The sequence below is a fragment of the Micropruina sp. genome (assembly GCF_047602085.1).
In the GTDB taxonomy this organism is placed as follows: domain Bacteria; phylum Actinomycetota; class Actinomycetes; order Propionibacteriales; family Propionibacteriaceae; genus Micropruina.
Genome location: NZ_JASGID010000001.1, coordinates 26153 through 43224, shown reverse-complemented (window position 1 = coordinate 43224; position 17072 = coordinate 26153). Strand labels below are relative to the sequence as shown.

At 67.8% G+C, this 17072-nt stretch carries 17 protein-coding genes; 8 read left to right on the top strand and 9 right to left on the bottom strand.

Annotated features, from left to right (window positions below):
* Positions 1-50: 50 nt before the first annotated feature.
* Positions 51-584 (bottom strand): peptidase, encoded by a 534-nt coding sequence (locus tag QM721_RS00180; RefSeq protein ID WP_415117776.1) that lies wholly within the window; start codon positions 582-584, stop codon positions 51-53.
* Positions 585-857: 273 nt separating this feature from the next.
* Here QM721_RS00180 and QM721_RS00175 point away from each other — a divergent pair, with 273 nt between their 5' ends.
* Together QM721_RS00175 and QM721_RS00170 are read left to right on the top strand one after the other, a co-directional pair.
* Entirely contained in the window at positions 858-2234 is a 1377-nt protein-coding gene (locus QM721_RS00175) for a DUF6421 family protein (RefSeq protein WP_415117774.1), read from the top strand.
* A gap of 294 nt (positions 2235-2528) precedes the next feature.
* Positions 2529-3101, top strand: coding sequence for an SDR family NAD(P)-dependent oxidoreductase (locus QM721_RS00170; RefSeq protein WP_415117772.1), 573 nt, complete (start codon positions 2529-2531; stop codon positions 3099-3101).
* Positions 3102-3420: 319 nt separating this feature from the next.
* Here QM721_RS00170 and QM721_RS00165 read toward each other — a convergent pair whose 3' ends face one another.
* Positions 3421-3681 (bottom strand): hypothetical protein, encoded by a 261-nt coding sequence (locus QM721_RS00165; protein WP_415117770.1) that lies wholly within the window; start codon positions 3679-3681, stop codon positions 3421-3423.
* Positions 3682-3700: 19 nt separating this feature from the next.
* Between QM721_RS00165 and QM721_RS00160 the strand changes: the two genes are divergently transcribed.
* Positions 3701-4864: an Ig-like domain-containing protein gene (locus tag QM721_RS00160; RefSeq protein WP_415117768.1), complete on the top strand. Its 1164-nt coding sequence runs from the start codon at positions 3701-3703 to the stop codon at positions 4862-4864.
* Positions 4865-4959: 95 nt separating this feature from the next.
* Positions 4960-6006: a threonine aldolase family protein gene (locus tag QM721_RS00155; protein ID WP_415117766.1), complete on the top strand. Its 1047-nt coding sequence runs from the start codon at positions 4960-4962 to the stop codon at positions 6004-6006.
* Between the two features lie 16 nt (positions 6007-6022).
* On the opposite strand, the gene QM721_RS00150 is transcribed toward QM721_RS00155, so the two are convergent.
* Positions 6023-6568 carry a YbaK/EbsC family protein gene (locus QM721_RS00150; RefSeq protein ID WP_415117764.1) on the bottom strand — a complete coding sequence of 182 codons (546 nt, stop codon included), beginning with the start codon at positions 6566-6568 and terminating at the stop codon, positions 6023-6025.
* A gap of 88 nt (positions 6569-6656) precedes the next feature.
* Between QM721_RS00150 and QM721_RS00145 the strand changes: the two genes are divergently transcribed.
* On the top strand, positions 6657-7142 hold the full coding sequence (locus QM721_RS00145; protein WP_415117762.1) for a YqhA family protein: 486 nt from the start codon (positions 6657-6659) through the stop codon (positions 7140-7142).
* Between the two features lie 36 nt (positions 7143-7178).
* Positions 7179-7865, top strand: coding sequence for a GNAT family N-acetyltransferase (locus QM721_RS00140; protein ID WP_415117760.1), 687 nt, complete (start codon positions 7179-7181; stop codon positions 7863-7865).
* 142 nt (positions 7866-8007) lie between these two features.
* On the opposite strand, the gene QM721_RS00135 is transcribed toward QM721_RS00140, so the two are convergent.
* The 6 genes from QM721_RS00135 to QM721_RS00110 form a co-directional block, all read right to left on the bottom strand.
* Positions 8008-10107, bottom strand: coding sequence for a RecQ family ATP-dependent DNA helicase (locus QM721_RS00135; protein ID WP_415117758.1), 2100 nt, complete (start codon positions 10105-10107; stop codon positions 8008-8010).
* A gap of 173 nt (positions 10108-10280) precedes the next feature.
* Entirely contained in the window at positions 10281-11384 is a 1104-nt protein-coding gene (locus QM721_RS00130; RefSeq protein ID WP_415117756.1) for an adenosine deaminase family protein, read from the bottom strand.
* A gap of 200 nt (positions 11385-11584) precedes the next feature.
* The gene (locus tag QM721_RS00125; protein ID WP_415117754.1) at positions 11585-12658 is read right to left on the bottom strand and encodes an ABC transporter substrate-binding protein; all 1074 of its coding nucleotides are present in this window, start codon (positions 12656-12658) and stop codon (positions 11585-11587) included.
* A gap of 47 nt (positions 12659-12705) precedes the next feature.
* The gene (locus QM721_RS00120) at positions 12706-13713 is read right to left on the bottom strand and encodes an ABC transporter ATP-binding protein (RefSeq protein ID WP_415117752.1); all 1008 of its coding nucleotides are present in this window, start codon (positions 13711-13713) and stop codon (positions 12706-12708) included.
* Positions 13710-14507 carry an ABC transporter permease gene (locus QM721_RS00115; RefSeq protein ID WP_415117750.1) on the bottom strand — a complete coding sequence of 266 codons (798 nt, stop codon included), beginning with the start codon at positions 14505-14507 and terminating at the stop codon, positions 13710-13712. Before QM721_RS00115 ends, QM721_RS00120 begins: the two co-directional genes overlap by 4 nt.
* A complete protein-coding gene (locus tag QM721_RS00110) occupies positions 14504-15322 on the bottom strand; it encodes an ABC transporter permease (RefSeq protein WP_415117748.1) in 819 nt (272 codons plus the stop codon). The genes QM721_RS00115 and QM721_RS00110 overlap by 4 nt, the downstream gene beginning before the upstream one ends.
* A 203-nt stretch (positions 15323-15525) precedes the next feature.
* On the opposite strand from QM721_RS00110, the gene QM721_RS00105 reads away from it, so the two are divergent.
* Both QM721_RS00105 and QM721_RS00100 read left to right on the top strand, forming a co-directional pair.
* Entirely contained in the window at positions 15526-16494 is a 969-nt protein-coding gene (locus QM721_RS00105) for a LacI family DNA-binding transcriptional regulator (RefSeq protein WP_415117746.1), read from the top strand.
* A 242-nt stretch (positions 16495-16736) separates the two neighbouring features.
* Complete coding sequence (locus QM721_RS00100; RefSeq protein WP_415117744.1) at positions 16737-17072, top strand: tyrosine-type recombinase/integrase; 336 nt, start codon at positions 16737-16739, stop codon at positions 17070-17072.

Below are 17072 nucleotides of genomic sequence, written 5' to 3'. Positions count from 1 at the left end.
GGGGTCTCGACGTAGCTCGACCAGCGACGATCAGCGCTTCCCCGAGCGGCTCAGGCAGCCAGCAGCAGCGCCAGCACCGCAGTGTCGGCGTCCTCGTTGGGGTCGATACCCGACCGGCTGACCATGCGGGCGATATTGCCCTGCCGGTCGGCCTCCACCCAGGCGGCGCGATGGTCGAGGCCCAGGTGCGGAATACCCGGCAACAGCACACAACCGGACGCCACCTCGTCCTGCTCCGGGAGCGACGGACGAATCTCGCTCGGCGGGTGCAGCACGATCAACCCCGGCGGTTGGGGCACCGCGAATTGTCCGGGCAGCACCGCGTTCTGCCCCACCACGGGGCCTTCGGCGAGCACCAGCCCGACCGCACCCTGATGGGTCGATTCGGGGCGCTCCTCGCGCACCCGGAAAACCGTGCTGGTGGGCAGCATGCCGGGCACGCTTGCCACCCGCACCGCGAGCAGTAGAAACCGAGCCCATTCCACGGTGCTGGCCGGCCAGCGCCCGGACACCAGAAAGCCGCTGAGCACGCCCTGAGCCTGGAAGGGCGAGACCTCGACCGAAACCTCGTCACGTTCTTGCATGTCAACCTCCTGCACCAGCGTTACCGGAGTGGCGCCATCGTGAATCACCGAGGTACTGGCACACAAGACCCCCCGAGTGCCAGCCGTTGCCGCACTGGAGACCCCGCCGGCTCACGCTGATACCGCTACGACCGCCGGACGCGCGCAGAAGGCACTTGCTTGCAACAGCAATATTTCACGTAGATGACGATCTGGAACGTGATTCTCTCGGGACATTGCCGTTGATGCCGCCGATACTGGCGCATCCATGGTCCATCATGTGAGAATCACCACATGACCACCGTCGCGAATCTTGAAGTTTCGACGCTCACTCGACACCCTGCGTGGCTTCGCCTCAAGACGGCCGCCAGCGAACTGCGGGAATTGCAGGCGCCCAACGGCGCTATCGACGACCCCGCGCAGCACCTTCGGGCCCACGCCCTGGTGGCCGAGCTGCTCGACGGCGTCGCCGAACTGGCCCCGCTGTTCACACACGACGCCGACTATCTCGACGCCGTCGCCGACGACTTTCGGCGCTGGGCCGACGAGAGCTTCGGCGTGCCCGACTTCTACGACTCGCTGGTGCTCTTTCAGCCCCAGCTGCATCGGGTGGACGGCCTGGCACACCTGGTGGTCTTTCCGATGTACACCCAGAACGGCTCGCGCAGCCGTCTGGTCGAGGCGGTGCTGGTGCAGGTGATCTGGCCCGACTTCGTGGCCGCGCTCGAGGCGTCCGACTACGGCAACAAGCTGTTCGTGCCGATCCGGTTTCTCGACTTCACCGCCGGCTATGACACCAACGCGGCGGTGCTCTTTCCTGAAACCGTGGCGATGCGGCAGATTCCGACCTTCACCTGGGGCGCGATCTTCGCCGATCGCGAGGCGGCCCGGTTTCGCCGCGTGCTGCGCGCCGCCGTCGACGTCACCAAGCTCGACCTGATCGTCGAGGCGTCCGAACTGCTCGACGATCAGGGCCTGGCCGAAGAGACGTTCGTGATGTGGGACCTGATTCACGACCGCACCCACATGCGCGGCGACCTGCCCTTCGACCCGTTCATGATCAAGCAGCGGATGCCGTTCTTTCTCTACTCGCTCGAAGAGTTGCGCTGCGATTTGACCGCCTTTCGTGAGTCGGTCGCCATCGACCGGCGGATCTCGGCCATGGCCGAGCCCAGCGAGGCCGACCGGGAGCTGGCACACCATGCCCGGCTGGTGCAGTACTGCGTGATCTTCGACCGCATCTTCCGGTTCGCGATCACCGGCAACCGGGTGCGCAACTACGACGGCCTGGGCGGGCAGTTGCTGTTCGCCTGGCTGCACCAGCACCGGGTGCTGCACTGGACCGATACCCAACTGGCATTCGAGTGGAGCCGGGTGCCGGACTGTGTCAACGAACTGGGCGCCGCCATCGAGCAGCTCTACTGGCGCTCCATCGACCGGCCCAAGATCGCACACTGGCTGGCCGCCTACGAGTTGGTCTCGGGCACCGTCGAACCGCACCCGGCCTCGGCTTGGAAGGCCGGCGACCTGCCCCTGACCGGGCTGCCCCGCGACCTCACCGACAAGGTGATGGACGACGAGTTTCCGCTGAGCATGTTCTACGAGGCGTTCGAGAAGAAGATGCGCGACGTGATCGCGTCCACCTCGGGCATCACCGGCACCTCAGCCTGACCTCCCTCACGAAGCGCTGAACATCGCCGGTCGACCCTGTCGAGACCTCGAACAGAGCGCTCTCACTAGGGGTTTCGACACGCTCAACCAGCGGTGGCCGTGTTGCTCAGCACCTCCTTGAACTTCGCCGGTCGAGCTTGTCGAGACCTCGGATGTGCGCTGCCGCAAGGGGTCTCGACACGCTCAACCAGCGATGGCGGTGTTGCTCAGCGCTTCTTGCCTGCATCTCGCCGCCTGCCCAGGGCGGCGAGATGATACGAATGGCCTTCGATGAACAAGCCAGGAGATCAGCCGATGCGAATCGTGATTGCGGGAGCGGGCAGCGCGCTGGGCGACGCGACGGCATCGGCACTGAGGGCCGGGGGGCACCAGGCGATCACGATCGGCCGGGCCGAGTGCGACCTGCGCGATTTCGCCGCGGTGCAGGCGATGGCGCACCGACTGGGCCCGGTGGACGGCGTCATTCACCTGGTCGGCGGCTGGCGCGGCGGCGGCGGGTTGGCCGGGCAGAGCGACGCCGACTGGGACTGGCTGCAGACGATGATCGTCGGCACCCTGCGCAACACCACCCGAGCGTTTCTGGATTCCGTGGCCGCCTCCCCGGCGGGTGCCTTCGCGATGGTCTCGCAGACCGGCCTGGCGAAGCCGACCGCCGGTAACGCGAACTACCTAGCGGCCAAGGCGGCCGCCGAAACCTGGCTGCTCGCGGTCGGCGACGCGCTGAAAAAGGGGCCGGGTCGGGTGCATATCGAGCGGGTGATGGCCCTGTACTCCGACGCCGACCGCGCGGCCGAACCCGACCGTGACTTCAGTCGGCACATCCACGTGCGCGACCTGGGCCAGCGCCTGGCCAACGTGTTCGACTGAGATTTTCCCAGATAGGGCTGATCATCGTCGAACGACCTCGACGAACCCTCACATATCGCATCTGACTAGGTGCTTCGACACCATCTATCGCTGCGGAATACGTCGAACAGGCACCCCGCAATGGCCCCATTGGTTGCCGTCGGCTGAACTTTTCCTTAGTATGGCTAAATCAATACATAGTCTAACTAACATCAGCGTGGTCCCAGAAGCCCGGGGGGGCATGGCGGCGAGCGCGTTCCTCGGGGGGAAGCACGATGCAACTGCGTACGGTGCGCATGATCACCGCAGCCACAGCGATTCTGGTCAGCGGCGTGATGCTTCAGACCAATGCGCTGGCCGATACCGGAACCGACTCGACGCCGTCGCCGGCCGCGTCCTCATCGAACACAACCGCCAGCGAGCGCGAGACGTCCCGGGCCACGACCACCGAGCCCACGAACGACACCACCTCGAAGTCGGCGACCACCACGGCTGCGGAGGATTCGAGCACCGCTGCGCAGCCGCGCGAGAGAGAGTCGGCCACCCCATCGGATACCGCGACCCCGACCGAATCCGCGACGTCGCCGACTCCAGCAGCCACCGCGGCGACTGCTGCCCGAGTGGCTTTTGCCGCGGCGGCGGAGGCTGAGGAATGCGTCCCGCAGGATCGCAGCGACGCGATCACCGACCTGTCGATCTCCGACTCCTCGGACGAGGGCGACGAGGTGCGCGCCTGGGAGAGCGTGAGCCTGAACTTCGCCGGGTCGCTACCCACCGGCGGCTGCGCCGGCGACACGATCACGATCACGGTGCCCAGCGAGCTCAGGACGTTCGCCGGAACGTACCCCGTGTTGGCCGCGGACGGCACACAGATGGGCACCATGGTGGTCAGCGACGGCGTGGCCACGATCACCTTCAACGACTATCTGGAGACCCACGAGAACGTCACCTTCGAGGGCTTTTTGTCGATGCAACTGCGCAGCACGCTGGATCCGGGCACCGACTACGACCTCGACTTCACGGTGGGCAGCGAGACCTGGCCGATCGCGATCACCACCGAGGAGTGCCCCGACTGCCAGGACCCGATCACCGATCCGACGAAGTACGCCGACTTCAACGCCGGCGAGCCTGACACGGTGACCTTCGGCATCTCGACTGCCCAGACCCACAGCGACAGCGAAGCGATCACCATCACCGACACCGTGGGCTCTGGCCAAGAACTCGATTGCGATTCGATCGTTGTCTTGGTGGGCAGCACGCGCAATGTGTGGGGCGATGTCGAGTACACCGACTCCGTGCAGCCCGCATCGATCGCCTGCGACACGTCCACCGTCACCGTCACGCTGACCAGCAGTGCAGCCGGTCAGTACTACCGCCTGATCGGAACTGCCATCGTGACGGCCGAACAGGACAGCTACACCGACACCGGCTCGGTGACCCAAGACGGGGTCAGCTCACCGGTGCAGGCCGAGGCCTCCGGGCAGTCCGGTGAGGTGAGCGGCGACGGTGACAACCAGACCACAGCGATGCCGACACCCACCCCCAGCGAAACCACGCCGACCCCGGCCGAAGCAACACAGACCCCGACGCCGAGCGAGACAACCCCGTCCGAATCGCCTTCCACGACATCCAGCACGACCACGTCGTCGACGACCACCACCACGACGTCCACGTCGTCGTTGCCGCAGACCGGTACCGACGCGAGCGCCCAGGGCGCGGCGGTGGGCCTGCTGTTGGTCGTGCTGGGAGGCGGGGCTCTGATTGCCGCGCGCCGGCGGCACTGAGCCCCAAGGGCGTGGGGGGCTTCGAGCAATCGGAGCCCTCCACGCCCGGATGACCAGGTGTGAAGACGAACGCACTGCGGTGGAATAATCGCGGGGTGCAGCTCCACGACGCAGGTCGCCGCGGCTTCGCCAGCGACAACTACTCCGGCGTTCACGCCGACGTGCTGGAAGCCATCGCCACCGCAAACCACGGCCACCAGTCGTCCTACGGCAACGACGCCTACACCGCCCGCCTGCAGCAGGTCGTGCAGGGTCACTTCGGCGAGCGCGCCCGGGCCTTTCCGGTGTTCAACGGCACCGGGGCCAACGTCACGGCACTGCAGGCGGTCCTGCCGCACTGGGGTGCCGTGGTCTGCGCCAAGACCGCGCACATCAACGTCGACGAGGGCGGAGCGCCTGAGAAGGTCGCCGGCCTGAAGCTGTACCCGGTGCCCACTCCCGACGGCAAGCTGACCCCCGCCCTGCTCGACGCCGAAGCCTGGGGCTACGGCGACGAGCATCGGGCCCAGCCCCTGGCTGTGTCGATCACCCAGTCCACCGAGCTGGGAACCCTGTATTCCCCCGACGAGATCGCCGCGCTGGCCGAGCATGCGCACGCGCTGGGCATGACCGTGCATCTGGACGGCGCCCGGCTGTCGAACGCCGCGGCGGCACTCGGCGTGCCGTTCGCCGCGTTCACCACCGACGCCGGCGTCGACCTGCTCAGCCTGGGCGGCACCAAGAACGGCGCTCTGGGCGCCGAGGCGATCGTGGTGCTCGATGCCGAGCGCGCCTCGGGGCTGCCCTTCTTGCGCAAGTCGAATATGCAACTGGCCAGCAAGATGCGCTTCGTCTCGGCGCAACTGATCGCCCTTTTCGAAGGCGACCTGTGGCTGCGCAACGCCGCCCACTCCAACGCGATGGCCGCCCGGCTACGCGCCTGCCTCGAGGGGGTGCCGGGGGTCGCGTTCACCCAGCCCACCCAGGTCAACGGCGTGTTCGCGCGGCTACCCGAGGGGGTCGCCGACGCGGTGCGCGAACGATTCTTCTTCTACGACTGGGACGTGGCTGCACGCGAGGTGCGCTGGATGTGCTCCTTCGACACCACTGAGTCCGACGTGGATGAGTTCGCGGCGCTGGTCCGCGAGGCCGCGGCGGGCTGACCCGGCAGGGCTGGCCTCAGCCGACATCGCGGGCCAGGTCGTCCACCCGCTCGGCGCCGGGCAGCCCGAGCAGGCCGGCCACCGGGATGAACAGCTTGGAGTGCCGCACGCCCGAGCCGATGCAGACCCAATCGCGGTCGGCGACTGCACCGTCCACCCAGATCGGCCAGTCGCGCGGCAGCCCGACCGGGTTGATGCCGCCGTATTGCATGCCGGTCGCCTCGACGGCGTAGTCCATCGGCGCGAACGACGCCTTGCGGGCGTCCAGCCGGCGGCGCACCACGTTGTTCACATCGATCCTCCGGTGTGCCAGCGTCATGCAGCAGGCATGCTTGTCGACGCCGGCCCGCGTGCCGCGCACGATCACCGCATTGGCCGAGCCGTCCATCGGCACCCCGTAATGCGCACACAACTGTTCGGTGTCGGCGAAGGTCGGGTCGATCTCGGCCACCAGCGCCTCTGTGATCAGATGAATCGCCGCCGCCACCGGGGGCGCCAGCAGTTCGGGGTGTTCGGCCGCGGGCACGGCGTGCAGGCTGCCGAAGATCGTCGGGTCGGTCATGCCGTCCATACTGCCGCAGGCGGGTCGGCTACCCGGCAAGTGCCCGGCACACGGTAGCGTCGAACCACGCCGACCATGCGGAGGACAGATGGCAGACCCCGATTCGCCGCGCACCCGCCAACGCGGGCATCCGAGCGTGTCGATCACCCGGTTCATCGTGCTGGTGCCCGCCCTGGGCATGATGCTGGGTGCCCTCACGCTCACGGTGGTGGGCGCCGTCGAAGTGTTCCAGACCATTCTCGCGGCGTTCGCGGGGGAATCCGAGGCCAAGGAATTCGTCATCGCGTTCGTCGAGATCGCCGACGTGTTTCTGTTGGCCGTGGTGCTGTTCATCATCGCGATCGGGCTGTACGAGCTGTTCATCGGCGAGATTGGCGGGCTGCCCGACTGGCTGGTCTTCGACTCGCTGGACGACCTGAAGAGCCAGTTGATCGGGGTGGTGGTCGTGGTGCTGGGGGTGTTCTTTCTGGGTCGTGCGCTGCACGGCGACGACGCCCTCAACTTGCTCTACCTGGGCGGCGGTATCGCCGCGGTCACCGCGGCGCTGTCGCTGTTTCTGCGCACCAAACACTGATTCCTGCAGCGGCCAGCCGGGCGGTAACCTCGGCACATGACCCATGGCCGCACCCTCGCGGACGCGTTCCCGGTGCTCGGGTTGCGGGTGACCGCCGGCCCGGTCGAACTGCGTGGCATCGATGACGACACCCTGCTCGAACTTGCCGAGTTGGCCGCTCAGGGCGTGCACACCTTTGACGCCATGCCGTTTCTGATGCCGTGGACACTTGCGCCCGCCGACCGGTTTCACCGCCAGTATCTGCAATACCACTGGGGCGTGCGCTCCAGGTTCGGCAGCGAGGCCTGGTCGCTGGACTTGGCCGTGCGGCACGAAGGCGAGCTGGTCGGCACTCAGGGCGTCGCCACGCACGACTTTCTGCTCACCCGCAGCGGCGAGACGGGTTCATGGCTGGGCCTGCGGCATCAAGGCAAGGGCATCGGCACGCTGATGCGGCAGACCATGTGTGCGCTGCTGTTCGACCACCTGGGCTTCGAGCGGGTGGAATCGGCAGCATGGGTCGACAACGCGGCATCCAACGCGGTCAGCCGCAAGGTGGGCTACCGGCCCAACGGCATCGTGCGCAAACCACGGCCGCTGCCGGCCTCGTCCGGCGAGCCGGGCCGTGCGGCGGCGCTGGAACAGCGGTACCTGCTCGAGCCGGCCGACCTGGTGCGCGGCCCAGACCTGCAGGTCGAGGGCGTGGACGCCCTGCGCGGGTTGATCGGCCTGCCCGTCGGTTGAGCTGGTCGAGACCCGGTACCAGCGAGCGCACCTTCGGAGAAGCGCCGGTTTTCGCCGGTCGAGCGTGCCGAGACCTCGGGCACACCGCCCCGGCACGGGGTTTCGACACGCTCAACCAGCGGCTCGCCCATCGCCATGCGAATCACGCCTGCCGGTGCACCACCAGCGGCAGCACCAGCGCCGCCCCCGCCTCACGCAGCTTGGCCGCCGCCACGGTGACCGCCCATTGGCTGCGGGTGGCGTCGACCACCAGCAGCACCACCCGCCCTGCGACATCGGACGGCATCGGCACGCTCAACGCCGCCCGCCAGTAGGCCGCCTCACGGTCACTGGGCAGGTCACGATCGGGCCGAGCCCCGGCGGCGACCTCAAGCTCGGACGAACCCAGCCGTCCGACCGCGGCCAGGTGCCCGGCCACCTGCCGGGCCAGTCCGGCGTAACCGCCGCACTCCAGCGCCACCGCCACCTCGGGCCGAGCCGGCCAGTCGGTGCGCCATCGGCCGAGCACCTCGACGCAGCCGTCGGCGAGTTCGGCCAGTGCCGCCGGCTCACCGCGCTGGGCGGCGTGCACAGTGTCGGCCCACTCGGGGGCGTCGGCGTGCACCAGCACCCGGCCCACCTCGGCCAGCAGCGACTGCGGAATGCGCCCGCGGGCACCGAACTCGCCGCCGGGCCACATCTTGCGCGGGTCGAGCTGGTGCGCACTGCCGCGCAGCCCGGTGGCGACGGCCCGCACCGTCTCGGTGAGCGGCTCCGGGTCGAGCGGTGCGGGCAGCGTGTTGCGGCACACCGAGCAGCGCCCGCAGGGGGCGGCGGTGGGGTCATCGAGGGATTCCTGCAGCAACTGCATCAGGCAACGCTCGCCGCGGGTGTAGGCGCGCATGATCGCGGCCTCGCGGCGCCGCACGGCGAGCACGCCGGCATAGTGTTCAGCCTCGAAGGCCCACGGCTGCCCAGTGGCCCGCCAGCCCTCAGTGACCCGTTGGGTGACTCCCGCGACCGCCAGTTGCTTCAGATAGAGCTCGACCTTGGTGCGCCGCAGCCCAGTCTCGGCCTCAAGCTGCGGCACCGACGCGGGGCCCTCCGAGGCCTCGAGAGCGGCCAGCAGCCCACGCACCTCGGGCTCGACCGGAATCGTCGCGGTGGCGAAATACTCCCACACCCCCTCGTCGGCCGGCGACGGCAGCAGCACCACCGAGGCGTGATCGATGGCCCGTCCGGCACGACCCACCTGCTGGTAGTAGCTGACCGGCGACGGCGGCGACCCGACGTGCACCACGAACCCCAGGTCGGGCTTGTCATAGCCCATGCCGAGTGCCGATGTGGCGATCAGGGCCTTCACCCGGTTGGCCTGCAGGTCGTCTTCGAGGCGGTGGCGGGTCTCGGCAGGCAACTGCCCGGTGTAGGCCGCCACCGGCACCGAAGCGCCGTGCACCACCTGGACGGCCTGGGCCAACCGTTCGGCATCGGCCACGGTGAGCACGTAGACGATGCCCGAGCCGGCCAGCCGCGGCAGGTGGTCGACCACCCAGGCGTAACGCTGAATCGGGCTGAGCCGGTCGACCACGGCGAGTTCGAGCGAAGCCCGCGCGAGCGGCCCGCGCAACACCAGGGTGGCCGCACCGAGCTGAGCGGCGACGTCGTCGGTGACCCGCTGGTTGGCGGTGGCCGTGGTGGCCAGCACCGGGGTGTCGGGGTTGAGCCGCTGCAGCACGTCGGCGACCCGCCGGTAGTCGGGCCGGAAGTCGTGCCCCCAGTCGCTCACCGCGTGCGCCTCGTCGATCACCAGCAGGCCGAGCCGGCCCGCCAGCCGATCGAGCACCCGAGACCCGAAACCGGGGTTGGCCAGCCGCTCGGGGCTGACCAACACCACATCGAGTTCACCGGTGGCCAGGTCGGCCTCGATCGCCGACCAGTCGCCCACGTTCGAGCCATTGATCGTCGCCGCCCGCAGCCCCGCCTTGGCCGCCGCCGCCACCTGGTCGCGCATCAGCGACAGCAACGGGCTGACCACCAAGGTGGGGCCGCGTCCGGCAGCCCGGTGCAGCGCGGTGGCGCACCAGTAGACCGCCGACTTGCCCCAGCCGGTGGCCTGCACCACCAGCACCCGAGAGGACGGCTCGACCAGGGCGGCGACGGCCGTGCGCTGATCGTCGCGCAGCCGGGCGCCCGGGCCGGCCAGCGCCTCGATCACCCGGGTCACCACGGCTTCGCCGGACGGGCTGAGGGCAGCGGAGTTCATGGCGTCCAACCTAGGCCGCGACGCTGACAAGACACCGCGTGGGCGGTGCGTCCGGCAGAAAGCTGTGAATAACTCGGCCTCGACGCCTCGCCGGAGGCCCGGCCGGCCCGGTCACGACCTTGCGTGGCGACGGTCACCACACTCTGGTGGAGGCCCGGAGGGCGACTCCGAAGTCAGTCGGCACTGACCTCGGCGTCCAGAGCGGCAAGTTCGCCCTCGAACCGCTCCCGCAGCGCCGCCTTCTCAACTGCCGGCAGCCAGCAAGCATCCACCCCGGCCAGCGACATCCGCCGCAACCGGTCATACGATACGCCCAGGTCGTCGGCAAGAATGCGGTATTCGCCGGCCAGGGTGGTGGGGAACATTCCTGGGTCATCCGACGCTGCGATCACATTGAGCCCGGCCTCGAGCATCGCGTTGATCGAGGCCCGTCGCCACGGTCGCCAGGATCGCCGCGACGTGGTCGAAATCACCGTCATCGGGGTCTGTTGTGCCCGCAACCGTTCCACCACCGCCTCGTCCTGCAGCACGAAGTACCCGTGGTCGATCCGTTCGCAACCCAATAGGTCGAGGCAGGTGATGGTGTTGGCCGCGGCCGGCACATGCTCGGAGGAATGTGCCGTTCGGCCCAGCCCGGCCGCGCCGGCCAGCCGGTAGGCGTCGGCGAAGAGTTCCGGCGCCCCGACGGTCTCGAGGTTGTCCAGCCCGATCCCTGCGACGTACTCGTGCGGATGATCCACCACAGTCCGCACCCATTGCAACGCCTGCTCACCGCTGCGACTGCGGTCGATCGCGGCGATCAGGCGTCCGGACATTCCGAACTCGCGCTCGGCGAGGCGGATGCCGTCGGCGCAGGCCTCGACCAACGCCGGATAGCCGAGCCGCGCCAGTCGTCCCCGCGGCTCGTCGATGAACAGTTCCAGGTGCCGGGTCGCACTCGAGGTGTGGGCGTCGGAGAACGCCTCGTAGACGATCCGGGTCAGGTCGTCGGCATCGCGCAGCGCCTCGGTTACCCAATTCGACAGTTGGAACAGCGAATAAGAGATCTCGGGCTCGTCGGCGGAGCGACCCTGCGGGACCGGAATCCGGGTATCGCGGTACAGCTCGGGGTCAGGCGGCAGCGAGTTGCAGCCGGCATAGATCCGCTCTGGAGTGTCGGGCAGCGCGAGCCGCCCCCGCCGCGCCAACTCGGCGAATGTGGACGCCCGAACAGTACCGATCAGGTGACAGTGCAGGTCGACCTTGGGCAGCCGGGCGACGATGCCGGCCTTGATCATGAAGTCCGTCCTGAGAGAAGTGAGGGGTGCACGCATCGCATCGCATCGAGCCTACCGAGAGCCGAGTTACCGACCAACCGGCCGGACGGCGACGGTCGGGCTCGCCGAGACCCGGGCGTGCGACTGGAGCACCCAACGGGTCTCGACAAGCTCGACCAGCCAGGCACCCAACGGGTCTCGACAAGCTCGACCAGCGAGGCTCAACTTCCGGTGACCTCGCGAGCGAAACGATCGGCCAGGGTGCTGAACTCGGCGGCCGCCTTGATGGCATCGATGGTCTCGTAGCCCGCCTTGGTCGGATCAGGCACCGCACCGCCGAGCATCGTGGCCATCGAGTCGGGAACATCAACCTTGGTGTTCACCGGCAGGTCGTTGTAGCCCTTCAGCGCCGCGGCCTGGGCGTCCGCGCTGAGCAGGTAATCGATGAACTGGTAGGCCCCGTCGACGTTCGTGGCTCCGGCCGGGATCATCGCCCGGTTGGTGGCCAGGTAGGCGCCCTTCTCGGGCACCGCGAAGGCGAAGTTGGCGTCCTTGCTGATCAGGTCGGCGGCGAAGCCGCTGATCGACGCGGCGGCGACGATCTCGCCCTGGGTCATCAGGTTCGACACCTCGGTGGTCGAGGCGTAGAACTTGAGCACGTTCGGCTTCCACTTCGCCAGCTTGCCCAGCGCGGTGTCGTAGTCGAACGGTCCGCTGCCATAGGTGGTGCCCAGACCCGAGACGGTCAGCTGACCCGAGGTGGCGCTGATGTCGGGCAGGGCGACCTTGCCGGCTACCTTCGACTCACCGAATAGGTCCCACGATTTGGCCTCTTTTGCGCTCACCTTGCGGGTGTCGTACACGATGCCGTTGAGCTGGTAGGTGGTGGCCGGTCCGTACAGATCGGCGCCCTTGGCAAAATCGGCCACGTCGGCCAACGACGTCAACTTGGTTGCGTCGACCTGTTCGAACAGTTTGTCGGCCTGGCCTTGGGCGGCGAAGTTGTCGGTGATCACCATCACGTCGATTCCGGCGCTGTTCTCGGTCGCCTTCAGTTCGTTGAGTCGCTCGGCGTTCTTGCCGGTGACCACCTCGACCTGGATGCCGGTCTTGGCCTCGAACGGCTTGACCACCGCCTCGGTGAAACCCTCCACGCCGAAGCTGAAGGTGCTGATCTTGAGAGTCTTCGTCGCGGCGGATGACCCCCCGGCGGGGGCGCTGCTACAGCCGGAGAGTGCCAGCCCCACTGCAGCCACCGTGGCGGCAATCATGACCATGGGCTTCGAACCAGCCATGTCTGTCCTTTCGGGTTTGATGAATCCTGGGTGAGTGCCCGGCGCTCTTAGGCGACGAGCACGATCAAATGGTCGGGAGTGATGCTGAGTCGCACCGGCTGCCCCGGGGCGAAGGCACCTGCGGTGGCGCCACGGAGGTCGGCCACCAACCGCACCTGCCGCCCGGACGGATCGGTCACGTCGCTGGTCACCAGCAGGTCGACGCCCCGGTAGGCGACATCGGCGACGGTGCCGTCCAGCCGCAGCGCGCCGTCGGTCGCAATGTCATCGGGTGTGCCCACCCCCAGCCGTTCCGGGCGGACGGTGGCGTGCTGCCCGTCGGCCAGGGTGAGGAAATTCTCATAGCCGAGGAATTCGGCGATGAACCGGCTGGCCGGCGCGCTGAACACCTGCTGCGGGGTCCCGGCCTGCTCGATCTTGCCGGCCCGCATCACCACCATCTGGTCGGAGAGTTCCAGCGCCTCGTCTTGGTCGTGGGTGACCAGGACGACACACAGTCCGGTCTCGGCCTGGATCCGGCGCAACTCGGCACGCATCTCGACCCGCAGCCGGGCATCCAGCGCCGAAAGCGGCTCGTCGAGCAGCAGCAGCCGCGGCCGGATCGCGATCGCCCGGGCCAACGCCACCCGCTGTTGCTGGCCGCCGGACATCTGCCGCGGCCTCTTATCGGCGTGGGCGGTCAGCCCAACCAGTTCTAGAGCCTCACCCACGCGCTGCCGGAGTTCGCCCGTCGGCACCTTGCGCAGCTTGAGACCGTAACCGACGTTGTCGCGCACCGTCATGTGTGGGAACAGCGCGTACTGCTGGAAGACCATGCCGAGGCCACGCTTCTCGGGCGGCAGCCGGGTGCATTCCTCGCCGCCGATGAAGATCTGACCCGAGGTGGGCTTACCGAAGCCGGCCAGCATGCGCAGCGAGGTGGTCTTGCCGCAGCCGCTCGGGCCGAGCAGCGTGGTCAGCTTGCCCTGCTCGATGTCGAGCGAAATGTCGTCGACTGCGACGACATCGCCGAAGGTCTGCGTGACGTTGACGAACTGGGCGGCGGGGACGGTCATTTGTTGATCCCTCCGAAGATCTGGGCGAAACCGACTGTGCGCTCGGCGATGAACGCGATCACGACCGTGCCGGCGAGAATGATGGTCGACATCGCCGCGATCATCGGGTCGATGCCCTGAGAGACGTAGTCGAGCATCTCGATCGGCAGCGTGGCGCTCCCCTTGGTCAGCAGCAACGACAACGGCACGTTGTTGAACGAGGTGATGAACGACAGCAGAGCCGCCGAGAAGATGCCCGGCCGCAGCATGGGCAGGGTGACGTCGAAGAAGGCGCGCACCGGTGAGGCGCCGAGCATCCGTGCCGCCTCCTCGACCTGGCCGTCCATATTGGCCAGCGAAGCCCCGGTCACCCGGACGGCGTAGGGCAGCATCAAGATGGTGTGGCCGAGGATCAGCACCGGGAGGTAGTTCTGCAGCCGCAGCGGGATCGCGAGTTGTTGGTAGAGCGCGGCGCCCAGCACCAGTTCAGGAATGATCAACGGCGACAGGAACACGTTTTGGATCGCCGTCTTGGCCCGCAGATTGCTTCTGGCCAGGGCCAATGCCGCCGGAACGCCGAGCACCAGGCCCAGGAAGGTGGCGATCACGGCCACGATCAGGCTGGTTACCAGGGCACTGGTGAACCGCTCGTAGCCGAGGGCCGCGCCGAACCAGCGCAACGAGACCGAGCTCGGCGGAAAGGTCAGCGTGTCGCCGGCGTTGAACGAGATCGCCACCACGAAGAAGATCGGCACGATCATGACCGCGTAGCCGATGACGGCCAGCACGAGGGCGACCGGGTGACGGTTCTTCACTGCGTCCTCCCGAGCCGTCCGGCCGCGCTGGACAGCGAGGCGATCACGAACACCAGGATCGTCATGATCAGCGCGACGGCGGCGGCCATCGTCCAGTCGACGTTGGTGTCGGTGTAGTAGAAGAGCTGGGTCGAGAGCATCTTGTCGCTCGATCCGCCCAGTAGGAAGGGCGTGGTGTAGGCGGTCACCGAGCCGGCGAACACCAATGTTGCAGCCACGATGATGCCCGGCAGCGATAGCGGGACGACCACGCTCCAGAAGGTGCGCGTGGGGCTGGCTCCCAGGCTGCGGGCCGCCTCGTCGAGGGTGGCGTCCACCTGGGCGATCGCCGAGTAGCTAGAGATGATGGCCAGCGGCAGGAAGAGCTGGATCAGGCCGAGCACGATCGCGAACTCGCTGGCCAGCAACTGCGGCGGCGACTCGACCACGCGCATCATCATCAGCAGCCGGCCGAGCACGCCCTGCGAGCCGAGCACCACCAGCCAACCGAAGGTTCGCACCACATTGCTCAGCAGCAGCGGAAAAATGGCCAGCGCCAGCCACATGCCCACGAATCGCGAGCCGCTGCGGGCCAGCATGTAGGCGATCGGGAAGCCGATCACCACGCACAGGCCGGTCACCACCAGACCGATCCACACTGTCCGCCACAGAATGCTGAGCATGAAGGGGTCGGTGAAGAAGCCGCCGAAGGCGGCGAGCACCTCAACCGGACCCGAACGCCGCGGGAAGAACAGCATGCTGATCGCCGGCACGATCAGACCGACCACGAGAATGATCAGCCCAGGAACCAGGAGCAGGCCGGCACGGGTCCGCATCACACTCCCTCCTGGCCGTCCGGCGATCCCGGAGCAGCCTGCAACCGCTTGCAGTAGATTGCAGGAAAGCTATCCCATCTGCATCCGCCCCAGTACCGTCTTAGGTAACGATCGAGAAACGATCCCTGCGACGGCGACGGCATTCGCCTCTCAGACACTCAGTTCGAATCGTGGTCACAGGGCAACCGCGGGAGGGAGGTGGCGTGGCGACCCTGTCAGACATCGCCGCTCGGGTCGGCGTCTCGGAGTCGACGGTATCGCGGGCGTTGAGTCGCCCCGAGATGGTGGCACCGGCGACCGCCGCCCGCGTGCGCCAGGTGGCGGACGAGCTGAACTTCACGGTCAACCGGGTGGCCAGCGGCTTGGCCACCGGACGCACCGGAATGATCGCCATCGTGGTGCCCGACCTCGACAACCACTTCTTCACCCCGATCGTGATCGGTGCCCAACGCCGCGCCGGAGCGCGACAGCGTCAGCTCACGATCGCGGCAAACCCGCTCCAGACCCAGCATCAGGTCCGCGACCTGGAACGACTCGCCCGCCAGGTGGACGGTTTGATTCTTGCCGCCCCGCTCGGCCCCGAGGACAATATCCGCCAGATCTGCCGGAGCCGCCCGGCCGTGCTGGTCGACCGCGAGATCGCCGGCGTCCGCTCGGTGATCGCCGACGCCGCGAGTGGCTTCGGCGACCTGGCCGAGCATCTGGTCGATCAGGGCCATCGCACGATCGCCTATCTGGGCGGGCCGTCGGGTTCTTGGCAGGACGCACAACGCACCCGCTCCATCACCGAACGGACGAGCGGGCGCGCCGAGTTGGTCGTGCTGGGCCCTATGCCGCCCACCTTCACCGCCGGCGCCCAGATCGCAGACGAGGTGCTGGCCCGCGGGGCGAGCGCGGTGATCCCGTATGCCAGCCAGGTCGGCCTGGGCCTGGTATTCGCGTTGCGCGCCCGAGGCGTCCCCGCCGACAACCTGGTGGTGACCACAGAGAGCGCGATCAGCGCGGCGATCGGCGACGATCGCACCCCGACCATCGACGTAGACGGCAGCGAGCTCGGTGCGGTCGCCATAGACCTGCTGGTCGAGGAGCTGGAGGCCACGGACCCCCTGCCCGCCCAGACGCTGCGGCTACCGGTGCAGGCCACCCTGCCCGGCGGCACTGCGGGTTCGTAAGCCTGTGGTGTTCTCGGTGTCTGTGGTGCACCAGCCAAACCGCTTGCGGCCGAGCGTCTTGAAGCAGACCTGCACAAGCCCGATAGGGAAGCGCTGATCAACGCGACCCTCACTGGTTGACATCGAAACCCCTAGTGAAAGCACTCTATCTGAGGTCTCGACAAGCTCGACCAACAAATCAGCGTTTCCCTAGACAGCGTCTGACCTGCACCAGCCCGCTCGATCAGTAGTACCAGGGGTAGTTGGCAGGGCGGTTCCGGCCGGAGGGCATCGTCGGCGACGGCCCGATGTACGACAACGACATCACGTGGCGCTGGCGAGCCACCCGAGACGCCGCGAAGCTCCACGACTTGCGGCACTTCTACGCCTCCGGCCTCATCGCCGCAGGCTGCGACGTCGTCACCGTGCAGCGCGCGCTGGGACACTCGACGGCCACCACGACGCTGAACACCTACAGCCACCTGTGGCCCACCGCCGAGGACCGCACCCGCGCCGCCGCCAGCGACTTGATGAAGCAGGCGCTCAGCGCGCCGAGCGGCCTAGCTGCAAGTGTTGGGGCCGGAGTGCGGAATCATTGA